This window comes from Vibrio coralliilyticus ATCC BAA-450, from assembly GCF_000176135.1.
GTDB lineage: Bacteria > Pseudomonadota > Gammaproteobacteria > Enterobacterales > Vibrionaceae > Vibrio > Vibrio coralliilyticus.
In genome coordinates this window covers 66,592-82,636 of the sequence record NZ_ACZN01000010.1, presented here as the reverse complement: position 1 = coordinate 82,636, position 16,045 = coordinate 66,592, and the positions used below count along the sequence as shown (strand labels likewise).

Annotated in this window: 18 protein-coding genes; 9 read left to right on the top strand and 9 right to left on the bottom strand. The window is 48.7% G+C overall.

Annotated elements, in window-relative coordinates; genetic code table 11:
* The first annotated feature begins 398 nt into the window (after positions 1 to 398).
* Entirely contained in the window at positions 399 to 950 is a 552-nt protein-coding gene (locus VIC_RS02245) for a gamma carbonic anhydrase family protein (RefSeq protein ID WP_006957524.1), read from the top strand.
* Here VIC_RS02245 and VIC_RS02240 read toward each other — a convergent pair.
* The 4 genes from VIC_RS02240 to VIC_RS02225 form a co-directional block, all read right to left on the bottom strand.
* The gene (locus VIC_RS02240) at positions 940 to 1,206 is read right to left on the bottom strand and encodes a DUF1488 family protein (protein ID WP_006957523.1); all 267 of its coding nucleotides are present in this window, start codon (positions 1,204 to 1,206) and stop codon (positions 940 to 942) included. The two genes, VIC_RS02245 and VIC_RS02240, sit on opposite strands and share 11 nt — an antisense overlap.
* Entirely contained in the window at positions 1,163 to 2,038 is an 876-nt protein-coding gene (gene aroE / locus VIC_RS02235) for a shikimate dehydrogenase (protein ID WP_006957522.1), read from the bottom strand. The genes VIC_RS02240 and aroE overlap by 44 nt, the downstream gene beginning before the upstream one ends.
* A gap of 75 nt (positions 2,039 to 2,113) precedes the next feature.
* The gene (gene hemF, locus VIC_RS02230) at positions 2,114 to 3,031 is read right to left on the bottom strand and encodes an oxygen-dependent coproporphyrinogen oxidase (RefSeq protein WP_006957521.1); all 918 of its coding nucleotides are present in this window, start codon (positions 3,029 to 3,031) and stop codon (positions 2,114 to 2,116) included.
* Between the two features lie 21 nt (positions 3,032 to 3,052).
* Positions 3,053 to 3,610 carry an L-threonylcarbamoyladenylate synthase type 1 TsaC gene (locus VIC_RS02225; protein WP_006957520.1) on the bottom strand — a complete coding sequence of 186 codons (558 nt, stop codon included), beginning with the start codon at positions 3,608 to 3,610 and terminating at the stop codon, positions 3,053 to 3,055.
* A gap of 196 nt (positions 3,611 to 3,806) precedes the next feature.
* On the opposite strand from VIC_RS02225, the gene purE reads away from it, so the two are divergent.
* On the top strand, positions 3,807 to 4,292 hold the full coding sequence (gene purE, locus VIC_RS02220; protein WP_006957519.1) for a 5-(carboxyamino)imidazole ribonucleotide mutase: 486 nt from the start codon (positions 3,807 to 3,809) through the stop codon (positions 4,290 to 4,292).
* A gap of 4 nt (positions 4,293 to 4,296) precedes the next feature.
* Complete coding sequence (locus VIC_RS02215; protein ID WP_006957518.1) at positions 4,297 to 5,430, top strand: 5-(carboxyamino)imidazole ribonucleotide synthase; 1,134 nt, start codon at positions 4,297 to 4,299, stop codon at positions 5,428 to 5,430.
* A 49-nt stretch (positions 5,431 to 5,479) separates the two neighbouring features.
* Here the strand turns inward: VIC_RS02215 and VIC_RS02210 are convergent, their stop codons facing one another.
* The 3 genes from VIC_RS02210 to dprA are packed head-to-tail and all read right to left on the bottom strand — an operon-like array spanning position 5,480 to position 7,677.
* Positions 5,480 to 6,064: a DNA topoisomerase family protein gene (locus VIC_RS02210; protein WP_006957517.1), complete on the bottom strand. Its 585-nt coding sequence runs from the start codon at positions 6,062 to 6,064 to the stop codon at positions 5,480 to 5,482.
* A 15-nt stretch (positions 6,065 to 6,079) separates the two neighbouring features.
* Entirely contained in the window at positions 6,080 to 6,559 is a 480-nt protein-coding gene (locus VIC_RS02205) for a DUF494 family protein (RefSeq protein WP_006957516.1), read from the bottom strand.
* Between the two features lie 2 nt (positions 6,560 to 6,561).
* Positions 6,562 to 7,677: a DNA-processing protein DprA gene (gene dprA, locus VIC_RS02200; protein ID WP_006957515.1), complete on the bottom strand. Its 1,116-nt coding sequence runs from the start codon at positions 7,675 to 7,677 to the stop codon at positions 6,562 to 6,564.
* Between the two features lie 250 nt (positions 7,678 to 7,927).
* Between dprA and def the strand changes: the two genes are divergently transcribed.
* Genes def through VIC_RS02170 form a run of 6 tightly spaced genes read left to right on the top strand, consistent with a single transcriptional unit; the run spans position 7,928 to position 14,248 of the window.
* Positions 7,928 to 8,449 (top strand): peptide deformylase, encoded by a 522-nt coding sequence (gene def / locus VIC_RS02195; protein WP_006957514.1) that lies wholly within the window; start codon positions 7,928 to 7,930, stop codon positions 8,447 to 8,449.
* Positions 8,450 to 8,471: 22 nt separating this feature from the next.
* On the top strand, positions 8,472 to 9,419 hold the full coding sequence (gene fmt / locus VIC_RS02190) for a methionyl-tRNA formyltransferase (RefSeq protein WP_006957513.1): 948 nt from the start codon (positions 8,472 to 8,474) through the stop codon (positions 9,417 to 9,419).
* A gap of 56 nt (positions 9,420 to 9,475) precedes the next feature.
* Positions 9,476 to 10,756: a 16S rRNA (cytosine(967)-C(5))-methyltransferase RsmB gene (gene rsmB, locus VIC_RS02185; RefSeq protein ID WP_006957512.1), complete on the top strand. Its 1,281-nt coding sequence runs from the start codon at positions 9,476 to 9,478 to the stop codon at positions 10,754 to 10,756.
* Between the two features lie 49 nt (positions 10,757 to 10,805).
* Positions 10,806 to 12,182, top strand: a complete 1,377-nt coding sequence (gene trkA, locus VIC_RS02180) for a Trk system potassium transporter TrkA (RefSeq protein ID WP_006957511.1) — start codon at positions 10,806 to 10,808, stop codon at positions 12,180 to 12,182.
* Between the two features lie 10 nt (positions 12,183 to 12,192).
* The gene (locus VIC_RS02175) at positions 12,193 to 13,638 is read left to right on the top strand and encodes a TrkH family potassium uptake protein (RefSeq protein WP_006957510.1); all 1,446 of its coding nucleotides are present in this window, start codon (positions 12,193 to 12,195) and stop codon (positions 13,636 to 13,638) included.
* Positions 13,639 to 13,648: 10 nt separating this feature from the next.
* Positions 13,649 to 14,248, top strand: coding sequence for a DUF3157 family protein (locus VIC_RS02170; protein WP_006957509.1), 600 nt, complete (start codon positions 13,649 to 13,651; stop codon positions 14,246 to 14,248).
* Here the strand turns inward: VIC_RS02170 and trhA are convergent.
* Positions 14,245 to 14,898 carry a PAQR family membrane homeostasis protein TrhA gene (gene trhA / locus VIC_RS02165; RefSeq protein ID WP_006957508.1) on the bottom strand — a complete coding sequence of 218 codons (654 nt, stop codon included), beginning with the start codon at positions 14,896 to 14,898 and terminating at the stop codon, positions 14,245 to 14,247. The two genes, VIC_RS02170 and trhA, sit on opposite strands and share 4 nt — an antisense overlap.
* An 84-nt stretch (positions 14,899 to 14,982) precedes the next feature.
* Positions 14,983 to 15,780, bottom strand: a complete 798-nt coding sequence (locus VIC_RS02160) for a sporulation protein (protein WP_006957507.1) — start codon at positions 15,778 to 15,780, stop codon at positions 14,983 to 14,985.
* Between the last annotated feature and the right edge of the window lie 265 nt (positions 15,781 to 16,045).

Here is a 16,045-nt window from a genome sequence, read left to right as displayed (position 1 = left end):
CAAAGTATCGAATTGGATTATCATCAACGAGTGCCCACACAGATTGATAGGTTTATATTGTTAAAGAGCGTTCTTCTTTGTGACTCACATCACTTCGGAAGAGGCGGTCATTTTAGCGAGATAAAGTTTAGTGTCAACCACTTTTTTCAAACTTATTTTCAAGCGTTTCCGCTTGGCTAATCGACCTTGCTAACTGGGCTTCATCGTTTCAAAACAGAAGCTTCGAAGCGTTCCCGTGTCAGCGAGGGGGCATTATAGAGATCGACGTCACGTTGGCAACCCCTTTTTGCAGTTTTTTTTGATTTTTTTGCCGTTTGAGTATTTTCTATTCAAAGATAGCTATTTTCCTTACTCTTCTACCTCTGTTTATCCAGAATTCCTCTATATAAGGAGAAAAAATGAGCGCCTTGCGTAGTTATAAAGATACACGCCCCGTCATTGGTGAGCGTGTCTATATTGATCAAAGCTCAGTGTTGGTGGGCGATATTAGAATTGGCGATGATTCGAGCATCTGGCCTTTGGTTGCGGCTCGCGGTGATGTCAACCATATTCACATTGGCAAACGAACCAATGTCCAAGACGGCAGCGTATTGCATGTTACGCACAAAAATCAGGAAAACCCTGATGGTTACCCGCTTATTATTGGCAACGATGTCACTGTCGGTCATAAAGTGATGCTGCATGGATGCATTATAAAAGACAGGGTGCTGGTAGGTATGGGCGCGATTGTATTGGATGGTGCGGTAATAGAAGAAGACGTCATGATTGGCGCTGGCAGTTTGGTCCCACCGGGAAAAACTCTCGAAAGCGGTTACTTGTATGTAGGCAGCCCAGTCAAACAGGCACGTCCTCTTAATGATAAAGAACGCGCCTTCCTACAAAAGTCAGCCGACAATTATGTGCAGAACAAAGAAGATTACCTGCATCATGTCGATGTGATTAGCAAATAACTTCGACTTGCCCTGACTGATTGAAGGCTTCGTCTTCAATCAGCTCTTCGGCTAACTCTTCCAGGTCAAACCGGTGCTGACTAAAGCAAACAAGAGCTTGCTCAGCTCCTTGAAGTTTTTGCCCAGCCAAGACTTCCAGCTGATTCAAGGTAACCACGCACTCTATCAACGCACCTGACTGCTGAGCGGGAAACACGATTGCTTGCAGGTGGTCATCCCAATGCTGCATATCGGGAAACAGAATCGACTGATTCATACATACCCTCTAGATTCTTTCTTAATTCGCGTAGAATTTGTTTTGTCCCTGGGCGGATGCCTCGCCATAACATGAAGCTTTCCGCAGCCTGCCCCACCAGCATGCCCAATCCGTCGTATACCACCGCCGCATTATGCTCAATTGCCCACTGATTGAATGTCGTGTGACCAGAGCCATACATCATGTCATAAACGGTAGAGTTAGGTGAGAAGATTGCCGATGAAATCGCAGGCAGCTCGCCACTGAGACTGGAAGACGTCGAGTTGATGATAATGTCGTAGCTCTGTTCGATGTGTGCCATCTCAACCGCTTTAATCGGACCAAAGCTGGAAAACATCTCTTGTAGTGTCTGCGCTTTGGATAAGGTCCGGTTGGTAATCACAATTTCAGCAGGGCTTTGGTCAAGTAAAGGCTTGATTACACCACGAGCCGCACCTCCTGCACCGATCAAGAGAATTCTTGCACCTTCAATCACGACCTGATTCTGCAGTAGGTCCTGTACCAGCCCTTCACCATCGGTGTTATCACCCAAGATCTCACCATCATCGAGCTTTTTCAGTGTATTGACGGCACCCGCCAACTGAGCCCGCTCTGTTAAACGTGTAGCCAGTCGGTAAGCATCTTCCTTGAATGGCACAGTGACGTTGCATCCTTTTCCGTTTTGAGCAAAAAAAGTTTCAGCCGCCGCAACAAATCCATCCACAGGAGCCAGTTCAGCGGTATACGTCAGTGACTGATTGGTTTGACGAGCAAACAGCGTATGAATAAAGGGAGACTTACTTTGGCTTATCGGGTTTCCAAAAACGGCATAACGATCTATCTGCTGGGTCATATCCTTACCTACTCAAAACAAAAAGGGCCATTGCAAACCAATGACCCTATCATTAACCCTATAAGGAAGAAAGTGTTACCAATCGCGAGGCTTCAAGTAGTCCTGATATAGCTCTGCTTCATGGGTTCCCGGCTCAATTTGGTAACTGTATTCCCATCGCGCCAGTGGTGGCATCGACATCAGAATCGACTCCGTACGCCCACCACTTTGCAGGCCAAACAGCGTTCCGCGGTCATAAACCAAGTTAAACTCAACATAGCGACCACGACGATAGAGCTGGAACTGACGCTCTCGCTCACCGTATTCGGTTGCTTTGCGACGCTCGACAATTGGCAGGTAGGCTTGGCAATACCCTTCACCAACGGCTTTGATGTAATCAAAACACTTATCAAACTCCCAATGATTCAAATCGTCAAAGAACAAACCGCCAACACCACGTGTTTCATCACGATGAGGTAGGTAGAAATATTTGTCACACCACGCTTTATGCTCTGGATACACTTCACTGCCGAACGGTGCACACACCTCTTTAGCAGTGTTATGCCAATATTGGGCGTCTTCTTCAAACGGATAGAAAGGTGTCAGGTCAAAGCCACCACCAAACCACCAGATAGGCGCTTCACCATCTTTCTCTGCAATAAAGAAACGCACATTGGCGTGGGATGTGGGGATATAAGGGTTTTTCGGGTGCATGACCAAGGACACGCCCATCGCTTCAAATCGACGGCCTGCAAGTTCAGGGCGATGTGCCGTAGCCGACGCTGGCATTTCTTTTCCCTGTACGTGCGAAAAGTTCACACCACCTTGCTCAAATACAGCCCCCTCTTTCATCACTCGAGTGCGGCCACCACCACCTAAACGTTCACCAGGCTCACGACTCCACGCATCTTCTATAAACTCAGCATGGCCGTCGGCCTGTTCAAGTTGCTGACAAATGGAATCCTGTAGCTCCATCAGGAACTGTTTCACTGCTTGCTTGTCGATGGCTGACATGTTTCTACTTCCTTTGCAGGGTTAACCCTGTCTTAATACCTTGGATGTTTTTGCGTCGCGAATTTCACTTGGCTTGTCTCGCCCACCCGTGTCTCCCGCCAGAATTGCGACTAAGCGATCACCGAGTTGCTGTTCAACTTCTGCGGTCGTCATACAAGGGGGTTCACCGGTCAAATTTGCGCTGGTAGAGGTTAACGGCTTTCCAAGCGCATTACACATCTTTTGTACCAAAGGATGATCAGTCACACGCACCGCAATCGAGTCAAACTGGCCTGAAACCCAATCCGACACTTTGTCGCTGCACGGCATAATCCAAGTAACGGGGCCAGGCCAAGTCTGATGGACTTTCTGTAGCTGCTCATCCGTCAGCTGAGACTCATCAATGTACGGCAGCAATTGTTCATAGCTAGCAGCGATCAGGATCAGACCTTTTTCCACTGGCCTTTGTTTCAGTTCTAATAGTTTCTGAATCGCTTCAGGGTTGTCAGGATCGCAACCGACACCAAATACACCCTCCGTCGGGTACGCAATCACTTCACCGTTTTTCAGAGCCAACAGAGCCTGCTCAAAATTATCCACTGATTCTTTCCTGTCTGATGTACTGTCTAATCACTAAGTTTACAAATAATCATTGGTAGTGACTAAAGCTATTTATTTATAAATTGTGTCAATCTGGATTTAAACTTCGCGCAAACGTTTGCTTGATAGTAAAATCCCCGTATAATGCGCTCAAATTTATCTGCTCATCAATAGAGTTGCATTAAAGGAGTTTAAGATGAAAGTCGGTATCATCATGGGTTCTAAATCTGACTGGCCAACCATGAAACTAGCAGCAGAAATGCTGGATCAGTTTGGCGTCGAATATGAAACAAAAGTGGTGTCAGCTCACCGTACTCCGCAGCTTCTTGCTGATTATGCCAACAGCGCTAAAGAGCGCGGCCTGAAAGTCATCATTGCCGGTGCTGGTGGCGCTGCTCATTTACCAGGCATGGCGGCCGCTTTCACTAGCTTACCTGTTCTCGGTGTCCCTGTTCAATCGCGTGCACTAAAAGGGATGGACTCTCTACTATCAATTGTTCAAATGCCAAAAGGTATCGCGGTAGGCACATTGGCCATTGGCGAAGCAGGTGCGGCGAATGCGGGCATTCTCGCGGCTCAGATCATCGGCACACATGATGACGCCGTGATGGAGAAAGTCGAAGCATTTCGCAACCAGCAAACTGAAACCGTGTTAGCGAATCCAAACCCGGCAGAGGACTAATCCCATGCAAGTGTTAGTGCTTGGAGCGGGACAGCTGGCACGCATGATGTCACTGGCTGGAGCTCCTCTGAACATCGATATTATCGCGTATGATGTTGCGAGCGAGAATATCGTCCATCCATTGACTCAGTCGCTACTGGGAAAAGGGTTGGACAATGCGATTGAGCAAGCAGATGTGATTACCGCCGAGTTCGAGCATATCCCACATGATATTCTTGATGTTTGCCAAGCAAGCGGAAAGCTCTTCCCCTCTGCCAACGCCATCAAAGCTGGCGGTGACCGACGAATCGAAAAAGCATTGCTGGACAGGGCTAAGGTCCACAACGCCAAATACCATGTAATCCAAACACGCGAAGACTTTGCTCACGCTATAGAGTATGTCGGTATCCCAATGGTACTAAAGAGTGCCTTAGGTGGTTATGACGGCAAAGGCCAGTGGCGACTCAAAGACCCAATGCAAATAGACGCAGTATGGGCTGAGATGGAAGCGTGTATTGGCGCCACCGAAACACAAGCGATTGTTGCGGAGGAGTTTGTTCCTTTTCAACGTGAAGTGTCACTTGTCGGTGCACGCGGTAAAAATGGCGAAGTCGCGGTCTACCCACTTGCAGAAAACGTCCACACCAACGGGGTACTGAGCGTCTCAACAGCCATAGCCGATACTGAGTTGCAACAACAGGCACAAGAGATGTTCACTGCGGTAGCTAACGAGCTCAACTATGTAGGCGTTCTGGCCCTCGAGTTCTTTGATTTGAATGGCACCTTATTGGTCAACGAAATCGCACCTCGTGTCCATAATTCTGGCCACTGGACACAACAAGGCGCAGAAACCTGTCAGTTTGAGAATCACTTACGAGCAGTGTGTGGCATGCCACTGGGTAGCACCAAGCTGATCCGCGAAACGTCGATGATCAATATCCTCGGTGAAGATACCCTGCCAGAAAGCGTACTCGCTATGCCGGGATGTCACGTTCACTGGTATGGGAAAGACAAACGCGCAGGACGTAAGATGGGCCACATTAACGTGTGTGGTGATTACAGTGGTGAACTGCAACGTCAATTATCTGCTCTGGCAGAAGTCTTAGACGCGGATGCTTTCGCGGCGGTTCATGAGATCGCGCGTCACATTAAGCACTAGTCATCGCAAACTTAATAAAAACAAAAACGGCGCTGAAACAGCGCCGTTTTTATTGTTCATTCTGGGTGTGATGGCATTTTCGATCGGCACACTGATGTTTAATCCCACTAGCGAGCTTCTTCTCGATCAATAAAGGAAAACCACATTTTTCGCACTTACCCTTAACTGGCTGCTGATTGACCGCAAACTTGCATTTAGGGTAGTTATCGCAGGCAAAGAAGGCTTTGCCAAAACGGTTCTTCCTCTCGACCAAATGACCTTTGCCACACTCCGGGCACGCATGTTCTGCTTGAACCTCTTGTTCAGTCGGTTGCTCAAGCGACTCGATATGGTCACAGTGCGGATAATGACTGCAACCAATAAACATACCGTAACGCCCTTGGCGGAGCACCAATTCATTAGAGCACTCCGGACAAGGTACGCCCAGCTCTTTAATGATATGGCCGTCATTCTGATGTAAAGGTTGGATAAAGTCGCAGGTTGGATACTGATTACAGCCCAAAAACGGGCCATGCTTGCCGTGACGAAGTTGTAGCTCGCCCTCGCGCTGCTCAGACTGGCATTTAGGGCACGCTTTATGTTCTAAAGCGTGCTCATGGGCCGAAAACAACTGATGATCTATTTTACCGCTCATAGCCACTCATGGAGTTTAGTGAAGAATACCTTGCTCTTTGGTATACAACAGCTCTTCCATAAGCGTGTAGGCGTTTTCATTACCTGGAACATTGAACAGAACCATCAGCACAATCCATTTCAGATCATCCAGTTCAAACTCGTCTGTTTCAAGCCCCATGATACGGTCAATCACCATTTCACGCGTCTCAGTCGTCAGCACATTGACCTGCTCAAGGAAAGTCAGAAAACCTCGCGATTCAAGGTTTAAGCGCTCACACTCTTTCGCGGTATAGATACGCGTTGAGGTAGATGTGCTGCAAATGGAAATCGCGGAATGCGTTTCGCTTTGCTGCAATGCAGCCAACTCTTCCAGCCAGACAAGGGCTTTATAGATGTCTTTTTGATGAAAGCCAGCACGAAGTAATTCTTCTTCTAGCTCATCTTGATTGACCTGTAACTCCGCATCGCTATGGATGTAAGTTTCAAACAGATACATAAGGATATCCATCATCATAGCTAGCCCCTCCCCTTTCGAATATAGCCACCGGAAACCGCAACAACATGCCCTGAGAGCTCAAGCTCCAAGAGCTGCATCATGACTTCATGCACAGGTATATTGGTCCTGCTTGCAAGAATATCAACTGGTGTAGCCTTACTTCCTACGTTAGCTAACAGCTGAGGAAATGGCAATTCTTCTTTGCAATCAATTTGTTCAAATAGATCGCTTTGCACTGGCGGCTTATTAACATCAGACCAGCGAATCAGACTGTCAATTTCATCGGTTATGTCAGAAACCTGCTGAACCAGACACGCACCCTGTTTTATCAACAGGTTACAACCTCTCGCATGGGGATGATGAATCGAGCCGGGAATCGCAAACACTTCGCGGCCTTGCTCCATCGCATAGCGAGCGGTGATCAGAGAGCCACTTTTCTCTGCCGCTTCTATGACTAAAACGCCCAATGACAAACCACTAATGATTCGATTTCGGCGTGGAAAATTATCGGCTTTTGGCTTCACATTAGGATGGAACTCAGACACCAACGCCCCTTGTTGAACGATTCGTTGAGCTAACTTCTTATGCCGTGCCGGATACACAGAATTTAAGCCACAACCGAGCACGGCGATGGTTTGGCCATTACCATTGAGTGCCCCATCATGAGCATAACCATCAACGCCTAGCGCCAAGCCGCTGGTCACGACCATGTCTTGATTCACCAACTGGGTTGCAAAGCTGCGTGCGGTGTTAAGCCCATCAATACTGGCATTGCGACTGCCCACAATCGCCATTTGTGGCCGAGATAGACTCTCTAGCTGACCTTCAACAAACAGTATTGCTGGCGCAGCGTCAGCCTGTTTCAGTAGTGCCGGATAACGCTGATCACTCAAAGGTAGAATGGTTCTGGCACTTGATTCTGCTTGCCACTCGAAACACGCCTCAATATCCTCGGCAGCTCGGTGTTGGAGATAATTCAGTTGCGAGTCGGAAAAGCCTAAACGGCGTAATGTCTCGGGTGAAGAGTCAATGATGTTAACTGGAGAGTCTACCGCTACCAGACGCTGAAACGTTTTGGGCCCAATCCGCGGCGTAAAGTACAAGCTCAGCCAAGCCGTCAGTTCTTCTTTCGTCATAGGAAAATTTAATCCGGCCTAACACCTTGTTACACGACACTGATGAGCTAGAGAGAGTCAGCCTAAACCTCTTATTCCAAACAAAGCTTGGCTACTCAGTGTTCGCCAAATTTGACATGATTCACAGTGCAATTTAACTCGGGGAAAATACGCAAAAGTGTAATGAGGCTGTCATTTGAGTGGCAAAATGTCTAGAATTGAGCCAACAAGGTTTATCCTGATTCGGCTCAGTTCAACATTTCGAGTGTATATGTCTGTATTACAAGTATTAACATTCCCAGATGAGCGCCTTCGCACTGTTGCAAAACCAGTAGAGAAGGTGACCCCTGAGATTCAAAAGTTCGTCGACGACATGATTGAAACCATGTATGACGAAGAAGGTATTGGTCTGGCAGCAACCCAGGTTGATTTCCACCAACGTATCGTCGTTATCGATATTTCAGAAACTCGCGATCAGCCAATGGTTTTGATCAACCCTGAAATTCTTGATAAGCGTGGCGAAGATGGCATTGAGGAAGGCTGTTTGTCTGTTCCTGGTGCACGAGCACTGGTTTCGCGTGCTGCGGAAGTCACGGTGAAAGCGCTTGACCGTGATGGCAAAGAATACACATTTGAAGCAGATGACCTGCTTGCAATCTGTGTTCAGCATGAGCTTGACCATTTAGAAGGCAAACTTTTTGTCGATTATCTTTCGCCTCTAAAACGCAAGCGCATTCAGGACAAACTGGCAAAAATCAAACGCTTTAACGAAAAGCAAGCCAGCCAAGCCTAATGGCTCACTAAAGGAACGTACTTTGAGCAAACCTTTGAAAATTGTTTTTGCCGGTACTCCGGACTTCGCCGCCCGTCACTTGGCGGCGTTGTTGTCTTCGGAGCACGAGGTTATTGCGGTCTACACCCAGCCAGATCGTCCAGCGGGCCGAGGCAAGAAGCTGACTGCCAGCCCAGTCAAGAATATCGCGCTTGAGCATGATATCCCGGTTTACCAACCAGAAAACTTTAAGTCAGATGACGCCAAGCAAGAACTGGCTGATTTGAATGCGGATCTGATGGTCGTGGTCGCTTACGGTTTATTGCTGCCACAAGCCGTACTTGATACACCGAAGCTGGGTTGTATCAATGTCCATGGTTCGATTCTGCCACGTTGGCGCGGTGCCGCCCCTATCCAGCGCTCTATTTGGGCCGGCGATCAGGAAACAGGCGTCACCATTATGCAGATGGATATCGGCTTAGATACTGGCGATATGCTGAAAATTGCAACTTTGCCGATCGAAGCCACAGATACCAGCGCTTCTATGTATGAAAAGCTGGCTGGACTTGGCCCGCAAGCTCTGGTCGAGTGTCTGGCTGACATTGCTGACGGCAAAGCGTCACCTGAAAAGCAAGATGACGAGCTGGCGAATTACGCCAAAAAGCTCAGCAAAGAAGAAGCACGCATTAACTGGAATGATGACGCTGAGCATATTGAACGTTGTGTGCGCGCCTTCAACCCTTGGCCGATGAGCCATTTTGAAGCAGCCGACAACAGCATCAAAGTCTGGCAAAGCCGCGTTGACGTTCAAACGACAACTGAGGCACCCGGCACCATACTTCAAGCAGATAAAACGGGGATCTACATTGCCACTGGCAAGCATGTTCTGGTTCTCGAACAGCTTCAGGTACCCGGTAAAAAAGCCATGCCGGTTCAGGATATCCTCAACTCGCGTGCCAGCTGGTTTGAAGTCGGCACACAGCTGACCTAATTTATACGTACTTTTTGAGGGTGGAGACACCCTCCCTTACTGTTAAGGTATTCAACATGAATGTTCGCGCTGCTGCGGCTAATGTCCTTTTCCAAGTGGTCGATAAAGGCCAGTCTCTGTCTAACGCACTTCCCGCGGCTCAACAACAAGTCAAACCTCGCGATCAAGCGTTGTTACAGGAAATCTGTTACGGATCATTGCGTTATTTACCTCGCCTTGAATCGATCGCGAATGAGCTGATGGATAAGCCTCTTAAAGGCAAACAACGCGTTTTCCACCACCTGATTCTGGTCGGTATTTACCAACTGAGCTTTATGCGTATTCCAGCGCACGCAGCCGTCGGTGAAACCGTCGAAGGCACCAAAACGCTCAAAGGCCCACGCCTACGCGGCTTAATCAATGCAGTGTTACGTAACTATCAACGTAACCAAGAAGAGTTAGATGCTCATGCCATGAGCCACAATGCTGGTAAATACGGTCACCCGAGCTGGTTACTTAAACTGCTTCAGGACGCCTACCCACAGCAATGGCAAGACATTATTGAAGCCAACAACAGCAAAGCACCAATGTGGTTGCGTGTGAATCAACAACATCACAGCCGTGACGAATACCAGCAACTGCTCAAAAATGAAAACATAGATAGCAGCATTCACAGTGAAGCGAGCGACGCCCTAAAATTGGCCGCCCCGTGCGACGTGACAAAATTGCCAGGCTTTGAGAAAGGTTGGGTTTCTGTTCAGGATGCTGCTGCTCAGTTGTCGATTAACTACCTAACGCCAAAAGATGGCGAGTTAATTCTAGATTGTTGTGCTGCACCAGGAGGCAAAACCGCCCATATTCTTGAGCGTACTCAAGATGCCCAGATAGTGGCTATTGACTGTGATGACAGCCGCCTCAAACGCGTACACGACAACCTGCAACGCCTTCAACTGAAAGCGCAAGTTATTTGCGGTGACGCACGTAAGCCAAAAGATTGGTGGCAAGGCGAGCAATTTGATCGCATCCTGCTCGATGCACCTTGTTCGGCCACGGGTGTTATTCGCCGCCACCCAGACATCAAATGGCTGCGTCGTGGTGATGACATTGCAGCCTTAGCAAAACTACAAAGCGAGATTCTGGATGCGATGTGGCAACAGCTGAAGCCGGGCGGTACGCTGGTTTATGCGACCTGCTCTATCACACCACAGGAAAACAGCGAACAGGTGAAAGCGTTTCTGGCGCGCACCGCGAATGCTCAGTTAGAAGGTTCGCCGGTAGACAACCCAGGACGCCAAGTGCTTCCAGGCGAAGAGGACATGGATGGCTTTTATTACGCCATCCTGACAAAAATCGCGTAGTAATTCGGGGATCATCGATCCCCTAAATTTTGGTTAGACGAGAAACGGTATGAAAATCATCATTCTTGGCGCTGGTCAGGTAGGCGGTACACTGGCAGAGAATCTGGTCGGTGAAAACAATGACATCACCATAGTCGACAGAAATAGCGACCGACTGCGTGAGCTGCAAGATAAATATGATTTACGGGTAGTGAACGGCTACGCCAGTCACCCTGATGTGCTGCGTGAAGCCGGCGCACAAGATGCCGACATGTTGGTCGCCGTGACCAATATGGATGAAACCAATATGGCCGCCTGTCAGGTTGCCTTTTCTCTGTTTAATACTCCCAACCGTATCGCTCGTATCCGCTCGCCACAATACTTGGCCGAGAAAGAAGCGCTATTCCAATCCGGTGCCGTTCCGGTTGACCACCTGATCGCACCTGAAGAATTGGTAACCAGCTACATCGAGCGCCTGATCCAATATCCAGGCGCACTGCAAGTGGTGAGCTTCGCCGAACAGAAAGTCAGCTTAGTGGCGGTGAAAGCATATTACGGTGGCCCGCTGGTTGGTAATGCCCTATCGGCCTTGCGTGAGCACATGCCACACATAGATACTCGCGTTGCCGCTATTTTCCGTCAGGGGCGTCCTATCCGTCCTCAGGGCACCACCATTATCGAAGCCGATGATGAAGTGTTCTTCGTCGCTGCCAGTAACCACATCCGTTCGGTCATGAGTGAACTGCAGAGACTGGAAAAGCCGTATCGCCGCATTATGATTGTCGGGGGTGGTAACATCGGCGCCAGCTTAGCTAAGCGCCTTGAGCAGTCTTACAGCGTCAAGTTGATTGAGCGCAGTTACCAGCGCGCTGAAAAGCTGTCTGAAGAGCTGGAAAACACCATTGTCTTCTGTGGTGACGCTGCGGATCAGGAATTACTTACCGAAGAAAATATCGATCAGGTCGACGTGTTCATCGCCCTGACCAATGAAGACGAAACGAATATCATGTCCGCCATGCTGGCGAAACGCATGGGAGCCAAGAAAGTGATGGTGCTTATCCAGCGCGGTGCCTATGTGGATCTGGTTCAGGGTGGCGTCATTGACGTCGCTATCTCACCTCAGCAAGCAACGATTTCCGCCTTGCTAACGCACGTCCGTCGGGCTGATATTGTTAACGTCTCTTCACTACGTCGCGGTGCAGCAGAAGCTATCGAAGCCATCGCTCACGGTGATGAAACCACATCTAAAGTCGTTGGCCGCGCGATTGGCGACATCAAACTACCACCGGGCACAACAATCGGTGCGATTGTTCGTGGTGAAGAAGTCCTAATAGCTCATGACCGAACTGTGATTGAGCAAGACGACCACGTAGTGATGTTCCTGGTGGATAAGAAGTACGTCCCAGACGTCGAAGCGCTATTCCAACCGAGTCCTTTCTTCCTCTAGGATTGACACTATGGTCAACTTCCGTCCTGTACTGTTTGTTATCGGGCTGGTTCTGTCTAAACTGGCCCTATTCATGTACGTCCCCACTCTGGTGGCTTTCTTTACAGGCACTGCAGGGTTTCTTGAGTTTGGCCAATCAGTGGTCATCACCCACCTTGCTGCCTTCGTCTGTCTGACAATCGGTCGTACTAAGCATTTCAAACTCAGCGCGCGCGATATGTTCCTAATCACCAGTCTGGTGTGGATGGTCGCCAGTGCTTTTGCTGCTCTGCCGTTTGTGTTTATCAACCACATCAGCTTTACCGATGCGTACTTTGAAACCATGTCTGGCATTACGACAACCGGCTCAACCGTACTCAGTGGGCTGGATGACATGGCTCCGAGCATCTTGTTGTGGCGTTCTATCTTGCAGTGGCTTGGCGGAATCGGCTTCATTGTCATGGCGGTCGCGGTGTTGCCGATGCTCAACGTCGGTGGTATGAAGCTTTTCCATACCGAATCTTCTGATTGGTCAGATAAAAGCAGCCCCCGCGCCAAGACCGTGGCCAAAAACATCGTGTTGGTCTACCTGATTCTGACTGGCTTGTGCATGGTCGGCTATCTTCTGACTGGCATGAATTTGTTCGAGGCGATTAACCACTCGTTCACCACTCTCTCGACAGGCGGCTATTCCACTTCAGATGGCTCAATGAACCACTTTTCTAAAGGGTCTCATTGGGTAGCGACTCTGTTTATGTTCCTAGGTGGATTGCCCTTCCTGCTGTTTGTGGCAGCGATGCGCAAGCGCCGGGTAGATGAGTTAATCAATGACGCGCAAGTACGCGGTTTCACCTACCTGTTTCTTATCACCAGCCTGATCATTTCAGCTTGGTTAGTGATACGAGATGGCTACAGCGTTATGGATGCGCTACGGGTGTCGATGTTCAATATCGTCTCTGTCGTGACAACCACAGGGTTTGGTCTAGAAGACTTCACCGCATGGGGCGCACTGCCAACCACCTTGTTTGCCTTCTTAATGATGGCGGGGGCCTGTTCAGGATCAACCTCCGGCGGAATCAAAGTCTTCCGCTTTCAGATTGCGATGACGCTACTCAACAAACAGATGATGAAGCTTATTCATCCTTCTGGGGTATTTGTTCAGCGTTACAATCATAGGCCGGTGAACGATGACATCGTGCGCTCTGTAGTCGCTTTCGCACTGATGTTCTTTATCACGATTATTTTTATTGCTGGATGCTTAAGCGCATTGGGATTGGATCCTATTACCAGCATTTCTGGGTCTATCACCGCCGTGGCCAACGTTGGTCCTGGCATGGGTGCAGTGATTGGGCCGACAGGTAACTTTGCCCCATTACCAGATGCCGCTAAGTGGCTGCTCAGCTTTGGAATGCTGATGGGGCGACTGGAGATACTCACTTTATTGGTGCTGTTTTTCCCGGCTTTCTGGCGACGTTAAGGACACAACAATGAAAAAACTAATCGGACTCTTTACCTTGCTAACCAGTTCATTGGTGTTTGCCAGCCAAACTGTCACTCTCGAAGATGGTCGCCAAGTCCAGCTTAATGACGACTTCACTTGGCAATATGTAGTGCCAGTGGAAGCAAACAAAACCGATGAAATGGCAGCAGTTGAAGAGACCACTCAGCCAGCCGCTACTATTCCGGTCAAAAAAGCCAAAGTGGCAGCCATTCCGCTGATCGAAAAAGCGGTAGGAACCATTGTCACTGTCGGTAGCGATCGTGCCACCATGCAGCTGTCTGACTCAGGCGTGGAAGTGTTATTAGGTGCGGTGAGTTATCAAGATGGTCAGTTAATGATTCCAACCTCAGTAACCAACCAAAGTAGCCAGTCAGTGATTTTAGTTGAAATCGAAATTCAGGTCTCGACGACCTCGGGAGACGTGCTGAGCAAAGAATCGGTCAAAGTATGGCAATCTATCAAACGCATGGCCGACACGTATCTACGCCCTCAACAAGCAGAGCAGGGTAAAACGATTGAACTGGCGATCGATCAAGCTGAGCAGTACTTAGTGACCGCCAAAGTCATTAATCTCGAAACACGTTAGATCGGCTCGACATAGAGGTAAATCGCCAGAAAATGACAAGCGCATCCTGCTAAAACGAACCCGTGCCAAATGGCATGATTAAATGGGATGCGCTTAGCGACATAGAAAATCACGCCCAGTGAATAGATCACTCCACCCGCGGCCAGCAAAGTGAGTCCACCGACATCCAGATTCAACGCCAGTTGATAAATGACCACCAGCGATAGCCAACCCATCAATAAATACGTCACAAGCGAAAGCTTTTTAAAACGATAAACAAACGCCAATTTCATGATGATGCCGACCAGCGCGATGGTCCAGATGACGATCATCAAACCAATCGCCAAAGGCGTTCTGAGACTGACGAGCAGAAATGGTGTATAGCTGCCAGCAATCAGCAAATAAATCGCACAGTGATCAAACGTCTTCAGCGCCCGCTTGGCTTTCTGATAAGGAATCGCGTGATACAGAGTAGAAGCCAGAAACAGCACGATCATGCTGCCACCGTAGATGCTCATACTGGTAATAGTCAGAGCATCCGCATTGTGATCAACGGCTTTGATCAGCAGCAACACCAAGCCCACTATGCCAAGTACCATACCGATACCGTGGGTCAGTGTATTGGCGATTTCTTCTTTGACGCTGTAAGGTGCAGTGTGATTGGTCGACATAACAAGCCATACTCTGGTGGAATATTTACTCCAAAGTATGGCACATTCAGCTTACACTTGTAAGCCCAAACTGTTAACTTTACGTTAAGAGTGACTGTCGAGATACTCTAAAACTTGCTGACCTGCCTGATCTGCTGGGGTATGAACGGAGAGCGTCAGCTGACGTTTTAACTGCCCACCGCCTAACAAGCTCGCTAGCATTCCCCTTGCACCTTCACGATGACGATCAATTTCAAACCACATCTGTAATTCATCATCACTGCGATACGCCACCATTTCCAATTCACGCCAGCGACCGTGGAAAGGCCCCGTGGTCGGCACAAATTCAAACTCCTGAACAAAAGGCAGCTCAAATCCCTCTACCGCTTCACACTCAACCTGACGGATACGCAGCCCCTGCTCTTCCAAAGCCGTAAAGATGCCATCTAACAAAGGATCAGGACGTACTGTGAGAATATCAGTGTCACTGGGATCTTTAGCTAAGGCAATATTCAGCCCGGTTTCCAACCACACTTTGGAGTCGCCAATGGTGACGGGCGCATTCCATGGCACGTCCAGCTCGACTTCAAAATCACGCGTTTCTCCCGGCTCAATGGTAAATGCATACGGCAACGTCCAGTGAGCCAAGGTATAGCTGGTCGGCATACGACGCATATGGCCGCTGTTATGCTCGTCTCTGTCTTGATTGGCTGGTACTTCTTTGATGTAGCGGCAATAAAGCTTCATCTCAATGTTATCAATTTCCTGCGCCGTCGAGCCGCCGTAGACATGAATCGTCACATTGACCTTTTCACCCGGGTACAGCACTTCTTGCTGTAGAACGGAATCGACTTTTGCAGAACCGATACCAAAACTCGCGAGGGTTTTCTTAAAAAACGACATGCACACCTCCTTGGTAAAGCGCAGCCATCAACATAATCACACGGTATCATACTAATCCGCACACTTGTCTCACTACTACTACGCCTCTCACATAATTGTAGTGAGAGGAAACAAACAAGATCGATTAGATATCGATCAATTGATCAGATGATGCTAATCTGATCCCTGATATGCATATTTCATATCATTATTCCTGATTAGCTACTTGGATTGGCGTGAGCCAGAAGAGCCATTCTTCAGTAATGAAGCGCAACTCATAGCTAAT

Coding starts and splice junctions, on each gene's coding strand:
- VIC_RS02245 (WP_006957524.1), top strand. CDS start 399: ATGAGCGCCTTGCGTAGTTATAAAGATACACGCCCCGTCATTGGTGAG.
- VIC_RS02240 (WP_006957523.1), bottom strand. CDS start 1,206: ATGAATCAGTCGATTCTGTTTCCCGATATGCAGCATTGGGATGACCAC.
- aroE (WP_006957522.1), bottom strand. CDS start 2,038: ATGACCCAGCAGATAGATCGTTATGCCGTTTTTGGAAACCCGATAAGC.
- hemF (WP_006957521.1), bottom strand. CDS start 3,031: ATGTCAGCCATCGACAAGCAAGCAGTGAAACAGTTCCTGATGGAGCTA.
- purE (WP_006957519.1), top strand. CDS start 3,807: ATGAAAGTCGGTATCATCATGGGTTCTAAATCTGACTGGCCAACCATG.
- VIC_RS02215 (WP_006957518.1), top strand. CDS start 4,297: ATGCAAGTGTTAGTGCTTGGAGCGGGACAGCTGGCACGCATGATGTCA.
- VIC_RS02210 (WP_006957517.1), bottom strand. CDS start 6,064: ATGAGCGGTAAAATAGATCATCAGTTGTTTTCGGCCCATGAGCACGCT.
- VIC_RS02205 (WP_006957516.1), bottom strand. CDS start 6,559: ATGATGATGGATATCCTTATGTATCTGTTTGAAACTTACATCCATAGC.
- dprA (WP_006957515.1), bottom strand. CDS start 7,677: ATGACGAAAGAAGAACTGACGGCTTGGCTGAGCTTGTACTTTACGCCG.
- def (WP_006957514.1), top strand. CDS start 7,928: ATGTCTGTATTACAAGTATTAACATTCCCAGATGAGCGCCTTCGCACT.
- rsmB (WP_006957512.1), top strand. CDS start 9,476: ATGAATGTTCGCGCTGCTGCGGCTAATGTCCTTTTCCAAGTGGTCGAT.
- trkA (WP_006957511.1), top strand. CDS start 10,806: ATGAAAATCATCATTCTTGGCGCTGGTCAGGTAGGCGGTACACTGGCA.
- VIC_RS02175 (WP_006957510.1), top strand. CDS start 12,193: ATGGTCAACTTCCGTCCTGTACTGTTTGTTATCGGGCTGGTTCTGTCT.
- VIC_RS02170 (WP_006957509.1), top strand. CDS start 13,649: ATGAAAAAACTAATCGGACTCTTTACCTTGCTAACCAGTTCATTGGTG.
- trhA (WP_006957508.1), bottom strand. CDS start 14,898: ATGTCGACCAATCACACTGCACCTTACAGCGTCAAAGAAGAAATCGCC.
- VIC_RS02160 (WP_006957507.1), bottom strand. CDS start 15,780: ATGTCGTTTTTTAAGAAAACCCTCGCGAGTTTTGGTATCGGTTCTGCA.